At 65.4% G+C, this 22286-nt stretch carries 18 protein-coding genes and 1 pseudogene; 6 read left to right on the forward strand and 13 right to left on the reverse strand.

The genetic code is table 11. The features are described 5' to 3' along the window. Positions 1 to 67 precede the first annotated feature (67 nt). The gene (locus tag ACNJX8_RS07260) at positions 68 to 232 is read left to right on the forward strand and encodes a hypothetical protein (protein WP_164934989.1); all 165 of its coding nucleotides are present in this window, start codon (positions 68 to 70) and stop codon (positions 230 to 232) included. A 9-nt stretch (positions 233 to 241) separates the two neighbouring features. Here the strand turns inward: ACNJX8_RS07260 and ACNJX8_RS07265 are convergent, their stop codons facing one another. The 3 genes from ACNJX8_RS07265 to putA form a co-directional block, all read right to left on the reverse strand. Then, the gene (locus ACNJX8_RS07265; RefSeq protein WP_249759946.1) at positions 242 to 889 is read right to left on the reverse strand and encodes a glutathione S-transferase family protein; all 648 of its coding nucleotides are present in this window, start codon (positions 887 to 889) and stop codon (positions 242 to 244) included. Positions 890 to 1056: 167 nt separating this feature from the next. Next, complete coding sequence (locus ACNJX8_RS07270) at positions 1057 to 2262, reverse strand: CaiB/BaiF CoA transferase family protein (protein ID WP_439360065.1); 1206 nt, start codon at positions 2260 to 2262, stop codon at positions 1057 to 1059. Positions 2263 to 2377: 115 nt separating this feature from the next. Next, complete coding sequence (gene putA / locus ACNJX8_RS07275) at positions 2378 to 5377, reverse strand: bifunctional proline dehydrogenase/L-glutamate gamma-semialdehyde dehydrogenase PutA (RefSeq protein WP_439360066.1); 3000 nt, start codon at positions 5375 to 5377, stop codon at positions 2378 to 2380. Between the two features lie 114 nt (positions 5378 to 5491). Between putA and ACNJX8_RS07280 the strand changes: the two genes are divergently transcribed. Beyond that, positions 5492 to 5953 (forward strand): Lrp/AsnC ligand binding domain-containing protein, encoded by a 462-nt coding sequence (locus ACNJX8_RS07280; RefSeq protein WP_025032087.1) that lies wholly within the window; start codon positions 5492 to 5494, stop codon positions 5951 to 5953. A 173-nt stretch (positions 5954 to 6126) separates the two neighbouring features. Here the strand turns inward: ACNJX8_RS07280 and ACNJX8_RS07285 are convergent, their stop codons facing one another. From ACNJX8_RS07285 to ACNJX8_RS07305, 5 genes and pseudogenes are all read right to left on the reverse strand, one after another. Beyond that, a complete protein-coding gene (locus ACNJX8_RS07285; RefSeq protein WP_008563500.1) occupies positions 6127 to 6327 on the reverse strand; it encodes a cold-shock protein in 201 nt (66 codons plus the stop codon). Positions 6328 to 6535: 208 nt separating this feature from the next. Continuing rightward, on the reverse strand, positions 6536 to 6844 hold the full coding sequence (gene sorB, locus ACNJX8_RS07290; protein WP_439360067.1) for a SorB family sulfite dehydrogenase c-type cytochrome subunit: 309 nt from the start codon (positions 6842 to 6844) through the stop codon (positions 6536 to 6538). Between the two features lie 12 nt (positions 6845 to 6856). Further along, positions 6857 to 8056, reverse strand: a complete 1200-nt coding sequence (gene sorA, locus ACNJX8_RS07295) for a SorA family sulfite dehydrogenase catalytic subunit (protein WP_439360068.1) — start codon at positions 8054 to 8056, stop codon at positions 6857 to 6859. Between the two features lie 333 nt (positions 8057 to 8389). Beyond that, positions 8390 to 10120, reverse strand: a complete 1731-nt coding sequence (locus ACNJX8_RS07300; RefSeq protein ID WP_128941500.1) for an adenylate/guanylate cyclase domain-containing protein — start codon at positions 10118 to 10120, stop codon at positions 8390 to 8392. Between the two features lie 208 nt (positions 10121 to 10328). Beyond that, a pseudogene (locus tag ACNJX8_RS07305) lies at positions 10329 to 11659 on the reverse strand (IS1182 family transposase). Between the two features lie 394 nt (positions 11660 to 12053). Here ACNJX8_RS07305 and ACNJX8_RS07310 point away from each other — a divergent pair. Next, positions 12054 to 13751 carry a glycosyltransferase family 39 protein gene (locus tag ACNJX8_RS07310; protein ID WP_439361827.1) on the forward strand — a complete coding sequence of 566 codons (1698 nt, stop codon included), beginning with the start codon at positions 12054 to 12056 and terminating at the stop codon, positions 13749 to 13751. Between the two features lie 159 nt (positions 13752 to 13910). On the opposite strand, the gene ACNJX8_RS07315 is transcribed toward ACNJX8_RS07310, so the two are convergent. Continuing rightward, positions 13911 to 14939: a YcjF family protein gene (locus ACNJX8_RS07315; RefSeq protein ID WP_439360069.1), complete on the reverse strand. Its 1029-nt coding sequence runs from the start codon at positions 14937 to 14939 to the stop codon at positions 13911 to 13913. After that, entirely contained in the window at positions 14936 to 16405 is a 1470-nt protein-coding gene (locus tag ACNJX8_RS07320; protein WP_439360070.1) for a YcjX family protein, read from the reverse strand. The genes ACNJX8_RS07315 and ACNJX8_RS07320 overlap by 4 nt, the downstream gene beginning before the upstream one ends. 178 nt (positions 16406 to 16583) lie before the next feature. Here ACNJX8_RS07320 and trhA point away from each other — a divergent pair, with 178 nt between their 5' ends. Both trhA and ACNJX8_RS07330 read left to right on the forward strand, forming a co-directional pair. Continuing rightward, positions 16584 to 17279: a PAQR family membrane homeostasis protein TrhA gene (gene trhA, locus ACNJX8_RS07325; protein ID WP_439360071.1), complete on the forward strand. Its 696-nt coding sequence runs from the start codon at positions 16584 to 16586 to the stop codon at positions 17277 to 17279. A 53-nt stretch (positions 17280 to 17332) separates the two neighbouring features. After that, the gene (locus tag ACNJX8_RS07330) at positions 17333 to 18127 is read left to right on the forward strand and encodes an SDR family oxidoreductase (RefSeq protein ID WP_128931638.1); all 795 of its coding nucleotides are present in this window, start codon (positions 17333 to 17335) and stop codon (positions 18125 to 18127) included. Between the two features lie 170 nt (positions 18128 to 18297). On the opposite strand, the gene ACNJX8_RS07335 is transcribed toward ACNJX8_RS07330, so the two are convergent. Continuing rightward, positions 18298 to 18759: a MarR family winged helix-turn-helix transcriptional regulator gene (locus ACNJX8_RS07335; protein ID WP_439360072.1), complete on the reverse strand. Its 462-nt coding sequence runs from the start codon at positions 18757 to 18759 to the stop codon at positions 18298 to 18300. Positions 18760 to 18834: 75 nt separating this feature from the next. On the opposite strand from ACNJX8_RS07335, the gene ACNJX8_RS07340 reads away from it, so the two are divergent. Beyond that, a complete protein-coding gene (locus tag ACNJX8_RS07340; RefSeq protein ID WP_439360073.1) occupies positions 18835 to 19611 on the forward strand; it encodes an SDR family NAD(P)-dependent oxidoreductase in 777 nt (258 codons plus the stop codon). A 45-nt stretch (positions 19612 to 19656) separates the two neighbouring features. Here the strand turns inward: ACNJX8_RS07340 and mdlC are convergent, their stop codons facing one another. After that, complete coding sequence (mdlC, locus tag ACNJX8_RS07345) at positions 19657 to 21279, reverse strand: benzoylformate decarboxylase (protein WP_439360074.1); 1623 nt, start codon at positions 21277 to 21279, stop codon at positions 19657 to 19659. A 142-nt stretch (positions 21280 to 21421) separates the two neighbouring features. After that, positions 21422 to 22273 (reverse strand): FAS1-like dehydratase domain-containing protein, encoded by an 852-nt coding sequence (locus ACNJX8_RS07350; protein WP_439360075.1) that lies wholly within the window; start codon positions 22271 to 22273, stop codon positions 21422 to 21424. Between the last annotated feature and the right edge of the window lie 13 nt (positions 22274 to 22286).

Raw genomic sequence — 22286 nt, forward strand, 5'->3', positions numbered from 1 at the left:
AAAGTGTCTAGCGGTTTTTCCAAAGGATCACGCGCAAGATAAAGCAACCAAGCGATTTGGATGACCCATGACGGATACGAGCGAGGCTAACAAGGAGCGCAATCGCGAGATCGCGCGCAATGAGGAAGCCAAGCAGGTCACCGGCAGCATCCGCGTCAGTATCTGGGCGGTCGCGATGGCGGTTATCATCGGTGGGATTCTGTTCACGCTCGGCTGGTTGGCGCTGCAGTAGCCGGCGTCCTCACTTCGCGTAATTCGTCATCCGTTTTCCCGGCAGCAGCTCATAGGCCGGCTTCCAGCCAGGCAGGGCGGCCATGCGGCCGAGCCAGGCGTGGATGGCGGGATGGCTCGCGGCAAAATCGAAGCCGTGCTCGTCGCTCGGATAGTGCAGATAGGCCATCATCGAGATGTCGGCGACCGTCGGCCTTGCGCCGATCGCGAATTCATTGTGCTGGAGGTGTCCGTCGAGGATGCCGAGAAAATCCTCGAGCCGCCGGCGAAAATGCTTCAGCACCTGCGGGTCGTTTTTCTCGGTGAAGGCGCGCATGAAGCGATAGGTCGCCATGTAGCCGGTAAGCTTGTGGTTGTCCCAGAACAGCCAGCGCAACAGCTCGAACTTTTCCTCGTCCGTCTCTGCGCCGAAACGCCCGTACTGATCGGCAAGCTTGAGCAGGAGAGGCGCCGTCTGCGTCATCTTCACGCCGTCGATTTCGAGCACGGGGATCTCGCCCATCTCGTTGACGGCCTTGCGCCATTCCGCCGTGCGCGTGACGCCGCCGCCGAAATCGGTCCAGACCGGCTCGAACGTTTCGCCGCAAAGCGTGAGCATCAGCGCCAGCTTGTAGCTGTTGCCGGATTCGGGGAAGTAGTGCAGGCGATAGCTGGGCATGGGGGCCTCACGACGACGAGTGTGGTCGCGAAATTATACCGGAATAGTACGACATCGTCATTGCGAGCGCAGCGAAGCAATCCAGCAATGCATCCGCGGATACAGTCTGGATTGCTTCGTCGCAAGGGCTCCTCGCAATGACGGTGTTCGGAGCGAGCGACTCGGCCTTACCCCACCGCCCCCTTCGCCCGCAGCTGCTTGATCGCCGCCTCGTCGTATCCCGCGCCGCGCAAAATCTCGTCACTGTGCTCGCCGACGGCAGGCGGCTTGCGCGGCTGGACCTTCCTGGCGCCATCGATCCAGATCGGGCTGTTGATGGTGAGCATGGTGTCGTTCTCGAACGGCACCAGCACCTCGTTGTCGAGCATCTGCTTATCGTTCGGGATGTCGTCGAGAATGGCGACGACGCCGAACACGAGGCCATTGCCGTCGAGGATATTGCGCCATTCGGCGAGATCCCTGGTCGCGAAAGTGTCGTCCAGAATCTTGATCAGCTCGACCGAGCGGGCGTGGCGGTCGGCCTTGGTGACGAAGCGGGGATCGTCGATCAGATCCTCGCGCCCGAGGCAGCGCGCCAGCGTCGGCCACTGCCGCTCCTCGTTGAGCAAGGACAGGATCAGCCAGCGGCCGTCCTTGCACTGGTAGTGGTTGGCGACCGCGTTCAGCGCGCGCTCGCGCGGGCGCCGCTCGCCGAACTTCGAGCCGCAGAGTTTTGCCTGCGCCAGCACGCTCGCCGCCCACACCCCGTTCGCCATCAGGTTGGAGGCGACATGCGAGCCCTTGCCGGTCTTTTCGCGCTGATAGAGCGCGGTGACGATGGCGCCGTAGAACGCCATCGCGCAGGGATGGTCGCCCATGCCGGCGACCGAGCGGGCGGGTGTCGTGTGGGTATCGGCGCGGACGAGGTCCATCAGGCCGGAGCGCGCCCAATAGGCGTTACTGTCGAAGCCGGGCTTGTTGGCCTCTTCGCCCTTCTCGCCATAGCCGGTGAAGGAGGCGTAGATCAGCCGGTCATTGAGATGGGCAAGATGGTCATAGGTGATGCCGAGCTTGGCGCGCACCGGCGGCGGCATGTTGGTGATGAAGACGTCGGCCTCCGCCACCAGCTTGTAGAGCACGGCCTGCGCTTCCGGCTTGGAGAGGTCGAGCGCGATGCTCTTCTTGTTGCGGGCCTCCAGCAGCCAGGCGAAATTGTGCTCGCCAGTCGGATAGCCCGGAAGATTCGGCAGATTGCGGTAGGGATCCCCGGTGCCGGGCGGCTCGATCTTGACGACGTCGGCGCCGAAGTCCGACAGCACGGTCGCGGCCGCGGGCGCTGCGATGAAGCTCGCGCAGTCCAGAACCTTCAGCCCCGCAAAAATGCCCTTTTCCATCGCGGCGTTGCTCCCTCGCTCTTGTCGTTTCCCGCGCGCTGGAATTGGCGCGAGCCCATCATGGGAGCATTAGACCGATGTTTCCCCGGGATGCAACGGCGCCGGGCGCAGGGCCTCACTCCTCCCCCGCAAGCAACGCAGCATTGCCACCGGCTGCCGCGGTGTTGATGGTCACGGTCTGCTCGGTCGCAAAGCGCGCAAGGTAGTGCGGGCCGCCGGCCTTGGGACCAGTTCCGGACAGGCCGTTGCCGCCGAACGGCTGCACGCCGACCACGGCGCCGATCATGTTGCGGTTGACGTAGATGTTGCCGACCTGGACGCGATCGATGATCGCCTCGATGGTGTCGTCGATGCGGGAGTGGACGCCGAGCGTGAGCCCGTAGCCGGTGCGCTCGATCGCTTGCAAGACACGTTCGAGGGTCTCGGGCCGATAACGGACGACGTGGAGGATCGGGCCAAACACCTCCTCGGTGAGCTGGCCGGCGTCCTTGAGCTCGAAGATGTGCGGCGCGACGAAGTAGCCCTCCGGTGCATGGCCTGCAAGGTGCAGCCGCGCCTCCGTCTTCATCCGCGCGATGTGGGCATCGAGACGCTGCTTGGCTTCGCGATCGATCACCGGCCCGACATGGGTCGCGACATCGCTGGGATCGCCGATCTTCAACTCGCGCGCAGCGCCTGCGATCATTTCGATCATGCGGTCGGCGACATCCTCCTGCACGAACAAGAGCCGCAGCGCCGAGCAGCGCTGGCCGGCGGAACGGAACGCCGAGGTCACGACGTCGTCGGCAACCTGCTCGGGCAGCGCGGTGGCATCCGCGATCATGGCATTGATGCCGCCGGTCTCGGCGATCAGCGGCACGATCGGCCCGTCCTTGGCGGCGAGCGCGCGGTTGATGTCGCGCGCCACCTCGGTCGAGCCGGTGAAGACGATTCCGGCGATGTCCGCATGCGCGGTCAGCACGGCGCCGATACGGCCGTCGCCGGTGACGAGATGCAGCGCGCTGTTGGGGATGCCGGCTTCGTGCAGCAGGGCCACGGCCTCGCGCGCGATGCGCGGCGTCTGCTCGGCGGGTTTGGCCACAACGCTGTTGCCGGCCATCAGCGCCGCCGTGACCTGGCCGAGGAAGATCGCAAGCGGAAAATTCCACGGCGAGATCGCAACGAACACGCCACGACCGCGCATGGCGAGCGCATTGCTCTCGCCGGTCGGGCCCGGCATGGCGGCATCAACGCCGAACAGCTTGCGGCCCTGCGCGGCGTAGTAGCGGCAGAAGTCGGCGGCCTCGCGCAGCTCGGACAGCGCGTCGTCCAGCGTCTTGCCGCCCTCGGCTTGCAGCAGTGCGATGAAATGGACGCTGCGGCTCTCCAGCAGATGCGCGGCCTGCTCCAGCGCCGCCGCGCGCGCAGCTGCCGGCGTCCGGCTCCAGGCGGCAAAGCCAGCTCGCGCCGCAGTCACTGCTGCGTTGGCCCGATCCGGCGTCGCGTCAGTGATGGGCTTGAGATCGGCCGCTGCGGCCTTGACGTCGGCCAGCAGCCGGTCGAGTGCGGCACGCTCACCGAATTCGACGCCGCGCGAATTGCGGCGCTCCGGCGCAAAGAGATCGCGAGGCAGCGGAATCTTGGAATGAGCCGCCTGTTGCGGACGTTCGATTGCATCGGCGGGGCGCTGCAACAGCGCCGGGACCGGCACGCGATAATCGGCCGCCTGCGCCACGAAGGAGGAGTTGGCGCCGTTCTCCAGCAGCCGCCGCACCAGATAAGCGAGCAGATCGCGGTGGCTGCCGACCGGTGCATAGGTGCGGTAGGCGATGTCAGCATGGTCCTTGGCAAGCCGCTCGTACAGCGCTTCGCCCATGCCGTGCAGGCGCTGGAATTCGAAGCCGCCGCTCTTCCCGGCAAGCTCGAGCACGGTCGCGACTGTCAGCGCGTTGTGGGTGGCGAATTGCGGGAAGATGCGGGGCCGCAAGGCGAGAAGCTGCGACGCGCAGGCGACGTAGTTCAGGTCCGTCATCGCCTTGCGCGTGAACACGGGATAGCCGTCGAGCCCGCGCTCCTGCGCGCGCTTGATCTCGGTGTCCCAATAGGCGCCCTTGACCAGCCGCACCATCAGCTTGCGGTCATGCGCGCGGGCCAGCGCATCGACATAGTCGATCACCGCGCTCGCGCGCTTCTGATAGGCTTGGATCGCCAGGCCAAATCCGTCCCAGCCGGCAAGCGAGGGATCGGCGAGCGTTGCCGCGATCACGTCGAGCGACAGCTCCAGCCGGTCGGCTTCCTCGGCATCGACGGTGAAGTTGAGGTCATGGGCCTTCGCGCGCTGCGCGAGGTCCAGCAGCAGTGGCACAAGTTCGCGCATCACCCGCTCGCGGCTGATCGCCTCGAAGCGCGGATGCAGTGCCGACAGTTTGACCGAGATGCCGGGCCGGTCGGGCAGGGGATGGTTGCCGGCAGTCTTGCCGATCGTCTCAATGGCGCTCGCATAGGCGTCGAAATAGCGCTTGGCGTCCGCCGCCGTGCGCGCGGCTTCGCCGAGCATGTCGAAGGAATAGCGCGGCTTCTGGCCGGAGCGCGGCCGGCCGCGCTCCAGCGCCTGCTCGATGGTCTCACCCAGCACGAAATGATTGCCCATCAGCCGCATCGCCTGGCGCGTGGCGGTGCGCACGGCCGGCGCACCGAGCCGCTTCACCAGCCGGCCGATGGTGCCATCAGGCGTCTCGCCGGGTTGGATCACCCGCGCCGAGATGCCGAGCGCCCAGGCCGAGGCATTGACCAGGAAGGCGGTGGATTTGGTCTCGTGATGGATGAAATCGCCCTCGCCGAGCTTGTCCTCGATGAACTGGTCGGCGGTGCGTGCGTCAGGCACGCGCAGCAGCGCCTCGGCCAGCACCATCAGCGCGAGCCCCTCCTTGGTCGAGAGCGCAAACTCCCGCAGCATGTCCTCGACCCCGCCGAGCCGGTCGTCGCGCTTGCGAATTGCCTCGATCAGCCGCGTCGCGGTGCGGTCGATCCGCGCCTCCTGCGGCGGGCTCAGATGCGACGCCGGCAACAGGCGCGCGGCGATGTCACTATCATCGGGCGCGTAAGGGGCGGAGAAGGGTGGCGGAATGTTCGGCATGGCGTGTCCTGTGGCTGAAATCCAGGATAAGGCCCGCGTGACCGTAACTCGATAGACAATTTGACCGAATTGCCTTAGAAAATGAAGGTCATTACACGTTTAGCCGCGCAAAATATGGAACTTGATCGAACAGACCGGAAAATCCTCTCGATCTTGCAGGAGGATGGGCGCATCGCCAATGTCGAGCTCGCCGAGCGCATCGGGCTGTCGCCGACGTCGATCGGCGAGCGGCTGAAGCGCTTGCAGCGCGAGGGCTTTGTCGAGGGCTACGGCGCCCGGCTCAATCCGCACCGGCTTGGCCTCGGTCTGTTGGTGTTCGTCGAGGTGCTGCTCGACAAGACAACGCCCGACAATTTCGAGCGTTTCGCGCGTGCCGTGAAGCTCGCGCCCGAGGTGCTGGAGTGTCACATGGTTGCCGGCGGCTTCGACTATCTTGTCAAGGCACGGCTGGCAGACATGACCGCCTATCGACGCTTCCTCGGCGAGACCCTGCTGTCGATGCCGGGCGTGCGCGAGACGCGAACCTATGCGGTGATGGAGGAGATCAAGCGCGACGCACCGTTGCCGGTGGGTTAGCGAAGTGCTGTCGCGATTGTCATTGCTGTGGCGTTGATTGAGCAGTCTTCACGGAAAAAATAGCTATCCTTGTGCAATCGCAACGCCTGTCGTCGAATGCACTGGCCGTCTTCTGAAAATTTTTTGGCCCCGCTCCCGGACAGATCCGGGAGGCAGCAATGGCTGGCGCGGGCTTATACTTTGAGGTTCTCTGCGGAGGTCTTGCCCCGGTTTGCGATCTCTTCGTATTCCACCGTCTGTCCCTCATTGAGGGTGGACAGACCGGCCTTCTGCACTGCCGAGATATGCACGAACACATCCTTGCCACCCGACGCAGGCTGGATAAATCCATAACCCTTCGTCGGGTTGAACCACTTGACCGTACCTTTAGCCATCACGACTTCTCCGCGGGTCTTCCTCCGAGATCTCGAACCGCCAGTCCCCGCCAACCGGCCGGTTCGGTCCTAACAAGATACGCGGAATGTGGCAGGCTTGGTAGCTCAAACCACACCGGCGTTTCGCCGAATTCCGCTCAACTTCGCAGCGTTTTTGCCGGTTTTGCCCGTTTCGCGGTCAAATGGCCGGCACGCCGCGCGCCATCCGTCAATAAGTCGCGGCCAGATAATCGACGATCTTGGCGACATCGGCATCGTCGATCGGTGCGCCATAGACCTTGATCATCTTGGTCACCTCGGCCTGCCAGAAGGCCTTCTTGTCCTTCATCGGCGGCTGTGTGGCGATGTAGTCGGACGAGTGGCAGGCGCCGCAATTGCTCTGCACGACCTCGAGATTGGGCCCGGGCTTGAACGCGGCGACCTCGTCCGGGGTTTTGTAATTGACCGGCGCCGCAAGTGCCGAACCGATCGCGGCGACGAGGGCGAGGGAGATGGCGAGGAGAACGGTGCGCTGCATGATCATTCTCCTTCAGGCCACGGTCACGCGGACGGCTTCGACGACGTTGCGCAAATAACCCGCCGGGTTCCAGCGCGGCGTGTCCGGCTGGGTCTCGCCGCCATTGCCGGTGGCGCGGACCTTGAGCTCGTGGCTGCCAGCGGCGAGCTTCACCGGCAGCTTCCATTCGCGGAACGAGTATTTGCCGAGGTCCTTGCCGAGCTTGGCGCTGGTCCAGGTCTTGCCGCCGTCGGTGGAGACCTGGACCTCCTTGATGCCCTTGCCGCCGTCGAAGGCGATGCCGCGCAGGGTCCTGGCTCCCGCCTTCAGTTTGGCGCCGTCCGGGACGCTGGTGATGAAGGAGCGGATGGTGAAGCGGTTGATCGGGATCGTCGCCTTCGGCGCCGTGCCCGGCTCGACCGCATTGTTCGGCGTATCGGGAATGCGATAGGCCGACTTCATCCAGAAGCCGTCATAGACGTTGTCGATGACCGTGATCTCGTTGAGGTGCTTGACCCAGTAGGTGCCGTAATAGCCGGGCACGATCAGGCGCAGCGGGAAGCCGTTGAGGAACGGCAGGTCCTCGCCGTTCATGCCATAGGCCAGCATCACCTCGCCGTCGGTGGCGTGATCGATATCAAGCGCCTTGATGAAATCGGGCGTCTTGTCGTTGACCGGGCCGTCCATGCCGTTGAAGGTGACCTGCTTGGCGCCGGCCTGCACGCCCGCCATCTGCAGCACGGCCTTCAGCGGCACGCCGCGCCAGCGCGCATTGCCCATGGCGCCGTTGGCGAGCTGGCCGCCAGCGACACGTGGCTCGAAGAAGCCGCGGCTGTTGCCCGAGCACTGGTTGACGGCGACGATCTCTGTCGCCTTCATCTTCTTGATGTCTTTGAGCGACAGCTTCAGTGGCTTGTCGACCTTGCCCTTGACCTCGAGCGTGAACTTGTCGGGATCGAGATTGTAGGGCATGTCGGAGAGATGATAGCGCACGAAGAACGCGTTGTTCGGCGTGATCGGGCCGTCGTTGAAGATCGCAAAAGGCGTCTCGAGCTGCGGCGGCCGGCTGGTCAGGCTGATCATCGGCCTCTTCTGCGGATACTTCACCAGCGGCCGTTCGCCGTTGGCAAAGGGCAGGGTGACGGTGTCGAGCGCCAGCGCCTTGGTTGAGCTCAGTGTGGCCGCAAGTGCGGAAAGACCCGCTCCCTTGAGCAGGTCGCGTCGATCAAACATTCTGGTCCCCTCCCGGAGCTTTTCGTTGGATCACGGTCATCACCGCGATCCTGCGCTCATCTGTTGCAACGATTTGGACGAAGTCAATTCGTGCTTTCGCAGCAAGCCCATGCCGCTGCGTTGCAGCAGGCCGGTGTTACGTGGTGATGAGAGGGACTAGAGTTGTAACGGCAGCGACGGTGCGCTCCACCTCTCCCGCTTGCGGGAGAGGTCGGCGCGGAGCGCCGGGTGAGGGCTCTCTCCTCTGGGGGATTGTCCCGTTGTCGAGGCACCCTCTCCCCAACCCTCCCCCGCAAGCGGGGGAGGGAGCGCACCTTCCGTGTGGCTTGCGCGCTACGCCGCGACGCGCACGCTCCCGTCGACTAGCGCCGTCAGCTCCCTCGCATCCGCGATGACGCGCACCGCCATCGGCTCGTCGCGGCCGCGGATCGCGACCTCCTGCTGCGGCAGGGCGTGCTCGACAAGGCCGGCGGTGCGGCGGACTTCCTCCGAGACGATCGCTTCGCAAGCCAGCGTCTTGGTCATGTCCTGGAGGCGGGCGGCGACGTTGACGGCATCGCCGAGCGCGGTGAAGACGATGTGATCGCGATAGCCGATGTCGCCGATGATGACCTCGCCGCCGTGGATGCCGATGCCGAAACGGATCGGCTGGCGCAGATCGTGGCTCAGGAGCTCATTGAGCTCGTCGATATGCGTGGCGATCCCCGCGGCTGCCTTCAGGGCCTGCCGGCAGGCCTCTTGCGGATCGGCCGACAGCCCGAACAGCGCCAGCATGCCGTCGCCGACGAACTGGTTCGGCTGGCCTCCGTTCTCGATCACCGCCTGCGACACCGCGCCGAGGAAGCGGTTGACGATGAAGACGGTGTCGAACGGCAGCCGCTTCTCGGCAAGCTGCGTCGAGCCGCGCATGTCCACGAACAGGCTGACGAGATAGCGCTCCTGGCCGATTCTGGCAGGCGTCGAAGCCTGCGCATTCGCGGAGAGTGTGTGCGGGGTGAAAAGTTGAAAGAAGGAGAGATCCGACGTCGGCCGCAGCTGGCAGGCGAGCCTGATCGAGGGATCGCTGGTGCCGACGCGGGTCAGCACGAAAGCCTCGCGCTGCGACGGCTCGGGCAGGGCGCCGTGATCGCCGATGATGCGGATGCGGCAAGTCGAGCAGCGGGCGCGGCCGCCGCAGACGCTGGCATGAGGTACATTGTGGCGCAGGCTCGCTTCCAGCACCGACAGCCCTTTGGGGACCCGCACCGTCTTGCCGTTGCCGTAGGACAACGCGATCATGCCGCCGCGCCGTTCGCGCAACGCGCGCACGCCGCGCGCCGCCAGCGCCAGTCCGAGCAGGCCGAAATAACCGACGGTGAGGCCGCCGGTGATGTGGTCGAGCGTATTGCCTTCCGCGACGGTGCCGACCTGGCGGCGGGTGAGATTGTGCGTACGCCATTCTCCATCGTCGCTCTCGACGGCGATGCTACGGCCGCCCTGATAGATGCCGAGCAGCGACAGCGTCGGGATCAGCACGGCCGCCGCGAGCAGATAGGGTGCCGCGCGCGTGAAGAACGGCTTGAGGCGAAGCCAGAAGAAGATGCCGATGCAGCCGTGCACCCAGGCAACCAGAAGCAGGATCGTCATCTGCCAGAGCCGGCCGGGTGATGCGACGAAGAACAGATAGAGTTCCTGCGGATACAGCTTTTGGTGTCCGTACAGCGTCTGGCCGAGCCGCACCCCGATCACATGCGCCATGACCAAAGCGGGGATGCTCAAGCCCAGCACCAGCTGGAGCGGCTCGATCGTCCGCCAGCGGAACTGCCGGCGCTGGTACAGCGCGTAAAGGCCGAGCCCCATATGGGTGAGTGCGGCCGTGTAGAACACGATCGCGACGGGGAGGAACTGCCAGAATAGGGTGTGGTAGTAGACCCCGGCCTCCATGGCATCGACCGAGATGTTGCCGAGCGCATGGTTGAGGAAATGGCTCACCACATAGGAGAACAGGATGATTCCACAGATAAGCCGCACCTGCCGCACGCTGGTGGCACGGACGACGGACATCTGTATGGGAGCGGTGGCCATGATTCGGTTGTATCAGTTCATGAAGGAGAACAGCCAGCGTAGCGTTTAATTCCAGGGCTGGACAGGTTGTGAGGTCACATCCGCGGCAAGGTTACGGAATCGTAGAGCCTGTGAGCCAATTCGTTTGTTTCGGCATGGACCTCAAGGGGCGTTAGCGTCCCTTGAGGTCGAAGCCGGCGGCGTCAGGCCGTCGGTATGCTGCTGCGGTCTATGCCTTTACGAGACGGTGTCCCTGCAGGATGTTGTTGGTGAGGGCGTACCAGAGCACAACGGCACGGACCTTCGCGATACCGCGCACGGTTAATTGCCTGAGGTCCCAGTTCCGCCATCGGGCATGGATGCATTCGCAGATTGTGCGGGCTTGGTACTGTGCCTTGCCGGCTTCGCTGGCCATGCGAGCACGCCAGGCCGCTACGCCAGGACCGTCGTTGCTCCGGGGTAAAAAGGGATCGACACCGCTCCTGGATTTGGGAGGAGGACAGTAAACCTCGATACCTTCGCCATGCGCCCATTCGATGTCCTCGCCACTGCAAAACCCGCCATCGGCGAGGTAGCGGCGTGGCAAGCGCTTCAGCCGAGCGCGCGTTCGCTCCAGCATCGGTCGCATCAAGCCGCGATCTGAGCCGCTGTTGTCGACATCGATCGCGACCACGATCAGTTCGCCGGCCGCGCTAGCCACCTGCACATTGTAGGCTGGACGGAAGCCGGCATCCGCCATCTTCATCACCCGTGCCTGCGGGTCGGTGGTAGAGGCCCGTGGCTCTTTTGGCTTTTTGCCGTTGCCGCCCTTGTCATCGAGCTGTTTTCGCTTGCGCTTGATCTCAGCCAGCGCCGCTTGCGCGGCCTGCACCCGCTCGCTGCGTTCCCGCGCCGCGCGCTCCTTAGCGGCCCGGATACGCCGATTGCTGGCTTCCGGATCCGCATCGACCTCGCGCTTGAGCTCTTCCACCACGGCCCCGGCCTGTGCCATCTGCCGATCCAGCGTCGCCTCCCGCCGGACGATCCGGTTCCCGCACTCGCCCGTATCCGCACCCCGTCCTGGGTCAGCTTCTCCAGATCAACCAACCCTGCCTCGTTCAGGGCCACCAGATGTTCGACCAGCAAACGGTCGAGCAAGTCGGCACAGCCGACCCGGAAGTCCGATAGCGTATGATGGTTCAAAGACACGCCGCCGCAGAGCCAGCGGTAGACGTCGTGACTGTCGCAGAGCCGGTCCAGCGCCCGCGCGCTGCCAACGCCATCGCTCGTGGCGTACAGCCAAAGCGCCAGCAGCAACCGTGGCGATGGCGCCGGATAACCCGGCCTGTTCTCCCGCGCCTTGACGCGATCTTCCAGCTCGCTCAAGTCGAGCCCTTCGACATAAGCCCAGATCACCCGCACCGGATGATCCTGCCCGATCAGGCTATCGATATCGACCGCTCGCAATTCGACCTGATCGCGCACAGGCTCGCGCAGCCGAGGTGCGCCCCGCGGCACCACTTCGGTGCATGGCGCCGACTGTTCCGGCAATTCGCCAAAAAGTCCGTCGTCAGCCATCATTCTCTCCAGCAAATCAATCTGCTTAGAGAATCATATCCGCCTGACGCTCGATACGGAAAAGAGTCACAGCCTCGTAGGGTGGGCAAAGGCGCCTTGGCGCCGTGCCCACCATTCCGCGTCCTTCCGCTCCGCCGTCGTCCCGGACAAACGCGCCCCAAGCGCGCCGATCCGGGACCCATAATCACAGGAAGATGTTGTGCGACGGGTTGGTAACTCCGAGTCTTCGCCAAACTCCACCCTGTGGTTATGGGTCCCGGGTCTGCGCTTCGCTTGCCCGGGACGACGGTAGCCCCCCGCATTGACTCCCCCTCCCAGGTTGGCCAAAAGCGCGGCCGTGACGACAGCCCCTGACATCACCGTGCCCCTCCGCGGCGCCGCGCGCCGGCCCCTCGTCATGGCCGCAGCGATCATCGCTGCGATGACCGTGCTGCGCATCGTCTACGCCTCCGCGATCGAGTTGCGCACCGACGAGGCCTATTACTGGACCTGGTCGAAGGAGGCAGCGCTCAGCTTCCTCGATCATCCGCCTGGCGTCGCCTGGCTCATTCGCTTCGGCACTGCGATCTTCGGCGACACCGCGCTTGGCGTCCGCTTCGGCGGCATCGTCGCGATGCTGGTGACGCAGCTGCTGCTCGCCGACATCGTTCGCCGTCTCACCCATGACGCACGAGCGATCATGATCGCGGTGCTGATGCCGGAGGCCGCGCTCTATTACGGCCTGCTGATGGCCAAGGTCGCGCCCGATGTCGCCATGATCCCGTTTGCGGTGGCGATGATGTGGTCGCTAGTGCGGCTCGCGCAAAGCGGCGATGGACGCTGGTGGCTCGCGGCCGGCCTGTTCGCGGGTCTGTCGATGCTGTCGAAATTCACCGCGATCATGTTCGCGCCCGCCGTGGCAGCTTTTCTACTCGTGCCAGATTGGCGCTGGCGTTGGCTACGCAGCCCCTATCCCTATCTCGCGGTGCTGGTCGCGACCCTCGTGTTCTCGCCGGTGCTGATCTGGAATGCGCAGCACGACTGGGCCTCGTTTCGCTTCCAGGGCGTGCGCGCCACTGCCAGTTACGGCATCTCGCTGCGCACCATCGGCGATTACATCGGCCTGCAATTCGGCCTGGTCGGCTTCGTGATGCTGCCGGTGGTGCTGACGGGCCTGGTGCTGACGGCATGGCGCGGCTATCGCACGCGCGAGCCGGTTGCGATCCTGTTGTCGACCGCGGTGCTGGTGCCGTTTCTCTATTTCTTGGTCAAGTCGATGACGCTTCGGGTCGGCGACACCTGGCCGATGTTCATGTGGCCGGTCGGCTTCGCCGCGGCGGCTGTGAACCTCGCAACGATGAGGAAGGAGGGATGGTCGGCGCGCATGCTCAGATCGTCGGCGTTCTGGGCCAGGACATCCATCACCACGGGCATCGCCTTCGTCGTCATCGTGTTCCTCTACTACGTCGCCGCGCCCTGGAATCTGCTCGGCAAGATCGACCCGATCGGCGCGGAAGCCGGCTACGAGCAGGTCGCCGCGCGCGCGCAGGCCGCGCTGGACGAGACCGGCGCGACCTGGATCGCCACCACGGACTATCGCACCTACGCCATGATGCGCTGGCTGTTCAGGGGCCGCGTGCCCGTTGTCGAGATCAACGAGCGCGGCCGCTTCCAGGATTTCCGCGATCCCGGCATGGATCGGATCAAGGGCCACGCCGGCATCTATGTCGGGCGGGAGCCGGACAATCGATCATCGCTATGGGAGAGCATCCCGGCGAAACGCGAGCCGCTTGGCCAGGTCGAGCGCCGCTGGCGTGGGCGCGTGATGGACACCTATGTGCTGGAAAAGCTCACCGGCTGGACGCCGGAGCTATCGCCTCCGAAGGATTCGCCGCTGTTTCAGTGGCGCGTGCTGGCGGGAGAATTCAGCGCGAGGCTCGCGCGGTTTCTCTTACCTCCCCTGGAGGGGCAGGGTCGATCGCGCGCAGCGCGAGCGGGGTGGGGTGATCTCTCCATCGGCAGTGGGCTCCCTCTCCCGCTTGCGGGGGAGGGCTGGGGTGGGGGTGCCTCCGCGTCGGGATTGTCGAGAATTGCGGAGGCGATCCCAGTGCGGTGAGAGCCCTCACCCGCCGCGCTCGGGACGATGCTTCGCATCGCCCGGGACGCGTCGGCCTCTCCCGCAAGCGGGAGAGGCGGAGCAAACTCGCGGGTGGTCCCCGCGAAATGCATATGCGATAGCCCTACCCTCCAGGGGAGGGTAAGGACGAGCAGAGCCCTACCCCTCCTCGTCTTTCTTCCGCAACAGATCCGTCGCGAGGTCCGACAGCTTCGGCGGCGGCAGGGCCGCGAACGGCAGCGGCCGCGTGACTTCGATCGCGGCAAGGCCGAGCCGTGCCGTCAGCAGACCGTTGAGCACGCCTTCGCCGAGCCGCTGCGACAGCTTCGCGGCGATGCCGTGGCCGAGCATCTGCTGCACCAGGCTGTCGCTCGCGGCCATGCCGCCGGTGATGGCAAGATGGGCGATGACGTGGCGGAGCAGGCGGATCATGCCGAGCGCGCCGGGGCGGCCGCCATAGAGGTAGGCGAGCTGGCGGATCAGGCGCAGCGCGGCGACGAACACGAACAGCACGTCGATCGCCGCGCGCGGCGAGACTGCCGTGACGATCGAGACCTTTTGCGCGGCCGACGACACCAGCCGCCGCGCCTCCGCGTCCAGCGGCGACATCAACTCGCGCTCGGCGAGCCGGATCATGTCGGCGCCGTCGATGATCTCGCCGGCATGGCTCTCCAGCGTCGCGCGGGCGCGTGCGAGCTGCGGATTCTGGTGCGCGATGTTCAGGAGGTCCTGCACGATGACGCGGCTCTCCTTGCGATCATCACTGGCAAGCACCGCCGCGGCGCGCTGATGCAGTTTCTCGATGGTCGCGAGCCGTGCCAGCCCGAACGCCTCGCGCCCGATCACGACGGCAAGCGCAAGCGCAGTGACGAACGCGAAAGCGAGGCCGACCATGCCGAGGCTTTCGCTGCGCGCAAACAGATCCTCGATCAGACGGACGACACCGAGCCCGGTACCGAGCAGCGTCAACCCGGCGAGCCCGGACCAGAACATCGTGCCCCAGGGAAAGCCGCGCCGCGCCGGAAGCGTGGTTTGAACCGGCACCGGCAGCGCCAGTGGATCGGGCTCCGGCGTGATCTGGATGGTGCCGCGACTGATCCGTCCCGTCTCGTCGGCTTCAGTGACGACGACACTGGGATCGTCCAGCCGGAACGTCGCGGGCCGCCGCTGCTGGGATCGCTCGTTCATGAGAGCTTGTCTCCGATCAGGAACTGCAAGGCACGGTCGAGGCGGATGTGTGGCAGGGCCGGCTCTTCCGTGCCCTCGTGCTCGAGCTTCGGCGGGCGGAAGCGCAGGAAGCGGAAATCACTCTTCTCGGCGGCCTGCGTCGAGAGCCCGCGGAACGCGTCCGTACCGTTGAACAGCGGTTCGGGATCCAGCGGCAAATCGCCTGGAAAGGTCGCAACCTCGGTGTTGCCGTCGAAGAATTCGCCGCCGGCACTTTCGCCCGCGGCGGGCGTTCCCAGGATCGACGGCAATTTGTCGCGGCCACGCGCCACCTGCGCCTCGCGCGTGGCGCGTATGGCGGCGAGCGCCACCACGTCGATCTCCGCGCCAGTATTTTCCGCGCGCGTAACCGCGCCGGTGACCGCACGGCGTAGCACGGCCTCGAGCCGGTCGTGGCTGGAATGATGCAGATGGTCCGCCTTGGTCGCCGCGAACAGGATGCGGTCGATGCGTGGCCGGAACAGGCTGGAGAGCAACGTGCTGCGACCGATGTTAAAGCAATCCAGAATGCCGGCAAGCGCGGCTTCGAGATCGTGCAGCGCTTCGGGTCCGGAGTTGAACGCGGTGAGCGCATCGGCCAGCACGATCTGGCGGTCGAGCCGCGCAAAATGATCGCGGAAGAACGGCCGCACCACCATGTCCTTGTAGGCGTCATAGCGGCGCACCATCATCGCCCATAGCGATCCCTCCGGCGCCCGCCCGTCGGCGGGCACGTCGAGCGGCGCAAAGGTCAGCGCCGGCGTGTCGGCGAGACTGCCGGGCATCAGGAAGCGGCCGGGGGGCAAGAGGCTCATCGCGAAGCGCTCGTCGCGGCAAGCGCGCAGATAATCGGTGAAGAGCTTCGCGGCCGTCAGTGTTGCCTGCTCATCCTCGCGTGCGTCGGGCTTGAGCGTTGCGAGATGCGCGTGCCAGTCCGTTGCCAGATGCGCACGCGGCGCCTCACGCGACAGCGCCAGGCTTTCCGCCGACCATTGCCTAAAACTCTTCTGCAGCAGCGGCAGATCCAGCAGCCATTCGCCGGGATAGTCGACGATGTCGAGCGTGAGCGCGCGGTCGGCGCCATTCGGGCGCTGGTAGTCGATGACGAGACGGAGCTCGCTGATATCGACGGTCGAGCTCGGCCAGCGCCGCTCCTCGATCAGTGCGCGCAGATGGTTCTCATAGGCAAAGCGCGGCACGGCATCATCGGGCTGCGGCGCCAGATGCGCCCGCGCGATCCGGCCCGAGGCATAGGCCTCGAACACCGGAAACCGGCCGCCGCGGGTGAGGCCGTGAATCAGCGCCGTGATGAATACCGTCTTACCGGCCCGCGACAGGCCGGTGACGCCAAGCCGCAGCGTCGGATTGAAGAAATGCTCGCCATAGTCGATCAGCGCCCTCGCCGACAGCCGCGCCTCCTCGACCATATCCTGGAAACTGAATACCATATGAACGTTAGGGGATCTCGGGCGGGAGGAATGTGCGACCGTTCACAAAAGTGGCAACTGCCTGAGGAAAATCAAGCTTCATACTTCCACCGCCTTTGTCGGCAAATCAGCCGTTTGAACGATGCGCCGATCTCGAAAGACCCATACAAGAGGGCATTGCCACGCTTTGCGGATTGCCATGACCGTCTTCCAACTGAAACAGCTTGCATCCAGCTCCGTCCACGCCGCAGCCGACGCGATCGGCTGGAACTACGATCGCGCCGAGCTGATCGCCGACGGCGTCGTGCATGCGATCGGCGTCCTCTTCGGCATCATCGCAGCGACCGTGCTGGTGGTGCTGGCCGCGGTCTATTCCAAGGCCACCGACATCGTCGGCGTCTCGATCTACGTCGCCGGCTTGATCTCGATGCTGGTGCTGTCGGCGACCTATAATCTCTGGCCGGTGTCGCCGGCCAAATGGCTGCTGCGGCGGTTCGACCATTCCGCGATCTATCTGTTGATCGCGGCGACCTACACGCCGTTCATCCTGGAAGTGAAGGACAGCGTGTTCGCGCTGGTGCTGCTTGCCGGCGTCTGGTGCGTGGCGATCCTCGGCATCGTGCTGAAGCTTCTCTATCCCGGCCGGTTCGACCGGGTCTCGGTCGGCATCTATCTCGCGATGGGCTGGAGTGGCCTCATGATCTACGACGCCGTCGTCAGGGCGTTGCCCTCGCTGGTGCTGGGCTTCATCCTTGCAGGCGGCCTGCTCTACAGCTTTGGCGTGATCTTCCACGCCTGGCGGCGGCTGCGCTTCCAGAATGCGATCTGGCACGGCTTTGTCTTGGCCGGCGCGGCGTGTCATTATACCGCGGTTCTCGACCTCGTGTTGAGCTGAGCAAGCCGCGAAGCGGTATAAGAGACGCGGTCCAAGACAAGAGGAGACGTCGCATGCAGGTGACCGGCAAGGTCGTGGTCGTCACGGGCGGCGCCAATGGCATCGGTAAGGCGCTGTGCGAGGCTTTTCACGAGGCGGGTGCAGCCAAGGTGGTCGTCGCGGACATGGATGCCGCCAATGCGAGGGCGGTCGCGGCCATGGTGGATGGGGCCGCCTTCAAATGCGACGTCGCGCAGGAAAAGGACATTGCGCACGTCATCGAGGAGACCGAGCGGCAGTTCGGCCCGATCGAATTGTTCTGCTCCAATGCCGGCATCGGCGGCGGCTTCGATCCGATGTCAGAAAATGCCGGCGGCGCCTCCGACGAGCCGTGGCAGCGCAGCTGGGCGATCCACGTCATGGCCCACGTCTATGCCGCGCGGCATCTGATCCCGCGCATGAAGGCGCGCGGCGGCGGCTATTTCCTCAACACGATCTCGGCCGCCGGCCTGTTGTCGCAGGTCGGCAGCCCGGCTTATTCGACGACAAAGCACGCCGCGGTCGGCTTTGCCGAAAATCTCGCGATCTCGCACAAGGCCCACAACATCAAGGTTTCGATCCTCTGCCCGCAGGGCGTCGACACCAACATGCTGCGCTCGATCCCGAAAGGCCCGCAATCCGGCGACGGCGATCTGACGCCGGAGCAGGTGGCGAAAGACGTGCTCGCCGGCCTCGAACAGGAGACGTTCCTGATCCTGCCGCACCCCCAGGTGCTCGGCTACATGCGCAAAAAGACCGAGAATTACGACCGCTGGATCGGCGGCATGGCCAAGATCCAGGCGAAGATGCGGGAGGAGTTCGGGAAGTAGGGAGGGAGTGCCGCAATTTCGGTGTCGTCCTGGCGAAGGCCAGGACCCATACCGCGAGGTCTACCGATCTAGCCGCGATAGGAGTACCGAACGGCAAGTCTTCGCCAAACTACTCCTTGGGGTAATGGGTCCTGGCTTTCGCCAGGACGACGATGGGGCGAGCTACACGGCTACGCCGCACTCCGCCCCTCCTCCTCCATCCGGCTCTGCCTGAGCGCCCGCGCATAGAGCATCATCCCCTCGCGCACGGTGCGCTGCTCCGCCTCCGTCAGCGCCGCCAGCGCTCCGCTCACCTGCTGCCGCCCAAACGCGTGCAGCGCCTGCAGCGTGCGCCGTCCCTTCGCTGTCAGCGACAGCAGCTTGCTGCGTGCATCAAGCTCATCCGGCGTCTCCCTGAGCTCGCCGCAGTCGATCAGCTTGCGCACCAGGCGGCTGACGCTGGATTTCTCCAACCGCAGGAAATCGCCGAGCTGTCCCGAGGTCATGGGCCCGCGGATGCCGATCTCGAGGATGGTGTGCACCGCCGACGGCGGATAGTCCGATGCCGCCACCGTCGCGTCCATGAAGCCGAGCTCGCGCACCATCAGGCGCGAGGCGGCGCGGATGTCGTCGATCAGCGAAAGCTCGGCCATCTTGACTCCTGGCATATAGTTGTATCATACAACTATATGCGTGCAACGGCGCACGCAAGCGTTTTGGAGTGAGCCATGAGCGGAACTTTGCCGGCGGGGATGCGGATGAGGGGCAAGGTCTGCCTGGTGACGGGCGGCGGCAGCGGCATCGGCCGTGCCACCGCGCTACGGATGGCGTCCGAAAGCGCGGAAGCGATTTTTGTCGCGGGCCGGCGCGAGGCCGAGATCGAAGCAACCGCCGCGGCATGCGGCGAGCTCGGTGCCTTGGCCATTCCGGTCAAGACCGACATCACGCGAGAGGACGACGTCGCGCGCCTCGTCAGCACGGCCATGAAGCGCTGCGGCCGGCTCGACGTGGCCTTCAACAATGCCGGATTCCAGGAGCGCCGCGCGCCGCTGGAGGAGCAGGGCACTGATATCTACGACAGCGTGTTCGACACCAATGTCCGCGCGCTGTTCCTGTGCCTGCGCCACCAATTGCCGGCAATGCTCGCGAAGGGCCGCGGCAGCATCGTCGTCAACGCCTCCGTCAGCGGCGTGCGCAATCCCAATCCCGGCTTCTCGCTCTACTCGGCCTCCAAGGCCGCCGCGATTTCGCTGACGCGTTCGGCCGCGATGGAGAATGCCCCCCGCGGCATCCGCATCAACGCCATCGCCCCCGGCCGCGTCGTCACCGACATGATGCTTCGCGCCGGCGTCGGCGATGTCGCAACGGTGAGCGCCGGCCTGCCGCTGCGGCGGATGGGGAGCCCGGAGGAAGTGGCGGAGGCGGTGGTGTGGCTGGCGTCGGACGCGTCGTCGTATGTCGTGGGACACGTGCTCGCGGCGGATGGAGGATTTTTGGCGTCCTAGTGGTGCATGCGAGCCAGGACGACGGTGAAGATATGGCCTGCACTCCTAATGCTTTTGCCCGTACAGCACCGGCACCGCCGCATCCACGATCACTTCCACGAGGCTCGTGCCTTCGTGTGCCATCCCGCGTTTCAGCGCCTCGCCCAGCTCCGCCGCCTCGCTCACCCGTACCGCATGGCAGCCCATGCTTTCGGCGAGCCGCACGAAATCGATCCCCGGCAGCTCCAGCCCGGGCACGTTGCGCACCTGCATCACCTGGCTGAATGAGCGCATGGCGCCGTAGCCGGAATTGTTGATGACGACAACGGTGAGCGGCAGCTTGCGCTGCGCAGCGGTCCATAGCGCCTGGATCGAATACATCGCCGAGCCGTCGCCGATCAGGCAGACCGTGCGCTGCTTTGGCTTGCCGAGCGCCATGCCGACCGCGGCGGGCAAGGAGTAGCCGAGGCCGCCGCTCGCCATCGTGTAAAAACTGTCCTGGCCGCGCATCGGCATGAATTTCTGCATCGCCGGCCGGTGCGAGGGCACTTCCTCGACCAGCGACGCGCCCTCAGGCATCGCCTGCGACAGCGAGTGCAGCAAGAAGTCGACGGGCAGCGGATCGGCGGCTTGCGGCGGCGGCGGCAGCGTGCGGCCTTTCGGCGTCGACCGCTTGCTCTCCGGCAAAAGGTCGAGCAGCAGGCTCAGCGCCGGCTTGATGGTGGCGATGATACTGGTGCCGACCGGCGTCACCGCCGCCGCATCCGGATCATCCGTGATCTGGAAGATCGTCGCGCCGCCGTCGAAGATCGCGGCATGGCCCTCGACATGGAAGGTGAACACCGGCGCGCCGATGACGACGACGAGGTCGTGCTCGCGTAGCGCATCGGACAGCTGCGCGGGCGACGCATGCAGGAAGCCCGCGAATTGCGGATGCCGCTCGGGAAACGAGCAGCGCGCCGAGAACGGGCTGACCCAGACGCTGGCCCTGGCCTTCTCGGCGACGCGCACCATCAGATCGACCGCGCCGGCGCGGTCGACGCCGGGACCGACCACGAGGGCGGGGTGCTTGCTCGACGTCAGCGCCTTCACCAGCGCCTGCATCGCCTCCGGTTCGGGTCCGATCTCGCGGCTGACCTTGCGGGCCTCGATGGGAGCTGCCGCATGCGCCCAGTCGTCGATCGGAATCGACACGAAGGTCGGCCCGCAGGGCGGCTGCATCGCGGTGTAATAGGCGCGCGCGATCGCGGCCGGCACGTCCTCGGGCCGCGCCGGCTCGACGCTGTATTTGACGTAAGGCCGCGGAAATTCGGAGGCGCGCTCGGCGTAGAGGAACGCCTGCAGCGGCAGGATCGAACGCGCCTGCTGGCCCGCGGTGATCACGAGCGGTGTCTGGTTGCGATGTGCGGTATAGATATTGCCGAGCGCGTTGCCGACGCCGGCCGCCGAATGCAAATTGACGAAGCTGGCATTGCGCGTCGCCTGCGCGTAGCCGTCGGCCATGCCGACCGCGCTGGCCTCCTGCAGCGCCAGCACGTAGTCGATGTCGTCGGGCCAGTCGCTCAGGAACGGCAGCTCGGTCGAACCGGGGTTGCCGAACACCCTGTCGATGCCGAAGGATCGCAGCAGGCCGAGAGTCGCCTGCTTCACTGTGACGGATTTGCTGCCGGTCTTGCCGTTCTTGGACATGGTTCCGTCCCTTGTTGGTTCTCGCGCAATCAGCCCCAACGTCATTGCGAGGAGCCGTTGCGACGAAGCAATCCAGACTATCTCCCCGGGGAGAGTCTGGATTGCTTCGCTGCGCTCGCAATGACGAGGAGGCAGCGGTGGCTTACCACACCGCTGTGCCCTTCATCGTCGGCTGCCCCTCGGCATTCGCAGTCCACAGCTCCATGCTCTCGCCGCTGTCATTCGCGTTGATCGAGAACTCCGTGCCTTCGAACAGCGGCTGCACGCCACGATAGGTGAACCTCTTCGGCGCCTTGCCGTCGCGCAAGCGGGCCGCCATTTCGATGATCAGAGCCGCCTGCAACGGCCCGTGGAAGATCAAGCCCGGATAACCCTCGACCTTGGTGACGTAGTCGCGGTCGTAATGGATGCGGTGGCCGTTGAAGGTCAGCGCGGAGTAGCGGAACAGCAGCACGGGATCGGAGACATGGGTCTCGCGGTGCTGTGCCTTCGGAGGCGGGGGCGGAGCCTTTGCGGGCGCCGGCGCGCTGCTCGTCATCTCGCGATAGACGATGTCCTGCCGCTCGCGGATAGCGAGCCCGCGCGGCGAAGAGATGCTGTGCTCGACCGAGACGAAGCACAGCGTGCCGGTCGAGCCTGATTTCACCTGAACGTCGGCAATGCGCGAGGTCCGCGTCGATTCGTCGCCGACGCGCAGCGGCTGCAAAAACTCGATCTCGCCGCCGGCCCACATCCGGCGCGGCAGCGGTACCGGCGGCAGGAAGCCGCCGCGGGTCGGGTGACCGTCGGGGCCGAGCATCGACATCGGAAACACCGGCTGTGCCAGGCACCAATGCACCGTGAGCGGTGCGGCATCGCCCGCCCTGGGCTCGCCAACGTCCTGGAACAGCGTCGCGCGCAGGCCCTTCACGAGCTGCGTGGTGACGATGTCGGTGGCCTCTGTGCTGCGGCCGATCCATTGCCGCAAGTGATCGATGTCGAGCTTCTCGGTCATGACGCCTCGCTCT

The organism is Bradyrhizobium sp. SPXBL-04 (genome assembly GCF_051853035.1).
Classification (GTDB): Bacteria; Pseudomonadota; Alphaproteobacteria; order Rhizobiales; family Xanthobacteraceae; genus Bradyrhizobium; species Bradyrhizobium zhanjiangense.

What these genes read in the sequence shown, in the direction of transcription:
- ACNJX8_RS07315 (WP_439360069.1), bottom strand. Translation starts at nt 14,939, where the DNA reads ATGAACGAGCGATCCCAGCAGCGGCGGCCCGCGACGTTCCGGCTGGAC.
- ACNJX8_RS07310 (WP_439361827.1), top strand. Translation starts at nt 12,054, where the DNA reads ATGGCCGCAGCGATCATCGCTGCGATGACCGTGCTGCGCATCGTCTAC.
- ACNJX8_RS07260 (WP_164934989.1), top strand. Translation starts at nt 68, where the DNA reads ATGACGGATACGAGCGAGGCTAACAAGGAGCGCAATCGCGAGATCGCG.
- putA (WP_439360066.1), bottom strand. Translation starts at nt 5,377, where the DNA reads ATGCCGAACATTCCGCCACCCTTCTCCGCCCCTTACGCGCCCGATGAT.
- ACNJX8_RS07320 (WP_439360070.1), bottom strand. Translation starts at nt 16,405, where the DNA reads ATGGTATTCAGTTTCCAGGATATGGTCGAGGAGGCGCGGCTGTCGGCG.
- ACNJX8_RS07335 (WP_439360072.1), bottom strand. Translation starts at nt 18,759, where the DNA reads ATGGCCGAGCTTTCGCTGATCGACGACATCCGCGCCGCCTCGCGCCTG.
- ACNJX8_RS07350 (WP_439360075.1), bottom strand. Translation starts at nt 22,273, where the DNA reads ATGACCGAGAAGCTCGACATCGATCACTTGCGGCAATGGATCGGCCGC.
- trhA (WP_439360071.1), top strand. Translation starts at nt 16,584, where the DNA reads ATGACCGTCTTCCAACTGAAACAGCTTGCATCCAGCTCCGTCCACGCC.
- ACNJX8_RS07270 (WP_439360065.1), bottom strand. Translation starts at nt 2,262, where the DNA reads ATGGAAAAGGGCATTTTTGCGGGGCTGAAGGTTCTGGACTGCGCGAGC.
- ACNJX8_RS07340 (WP_439360073.1), top strand. Translation starts at nt 18,835, where the DNA reads ATGAGCGGAACTTTGCCGGCGGGGATGCGGATGAGGGGCAAGGTCTGC.
- mdlC (WP_439360074.1), bottom strand. Translation starts at nt 21,279, where the DNA reads ATGTCCAAGAACGGCAAGACCGGCAGCAAATCCGTCACAGTGAAGCAG.
- sorB (WP_439360067.1), bottom strand. Translation starts at nt 6,844, where the DNA reads ATGCAGCGCACCGTTCTCCTCGCCATCTCCCTCGCCCTCGTCGCCGCG.
- ACNJX8_RS07280 (WP_025032087.1), top strand. Translation starts at nt 5,492, where the DNA reads ATGGAACTTGATCGAACAGACCGGAAAATCCTCTCGATCTTGCAGGAG.
- ACNJX8_RS07285 (WP_008563500.1), bottom strand. Translation starts at nt 6,327, where the DNA reads ATGGCTAAAGGTACGGTCAAGTGGTTCAACCCGACGAAGGGTTATGGA.
- sorA (WP_439360068.1), bottom strand. Translation starts at nt 8,056, where the DNA reads ATGTTTGATCGACGCGACCTGCTCAAGGGAGCGGGTCTTTCCGCACTT.
- ACNJX8_RS07265 (WP_249759946.1), bottom strand. Translation starts at nt 889, where the DNA reads ATGCCCAGCTATCGCCTGCACTACTTCCCCGAATCCGGCAACAGCTAC.
- ACNJX8_RS07300 (WP_128941500.1), bottom strand. Translation starts at nt 10,120, where the DNA reads ATGGCCACCGCTCCCATACAGATGTCCGTCGTCCGTGCCACCAGCGTG.
- ACNJX8_RS07330 (WP_128931638.1), top strand. Translation starts at nt 17,333, where the DNA reads ATGCAGGTGACCGGCAAGGTCGTGGTCGTCACGGGCGGCGCCAATGGC.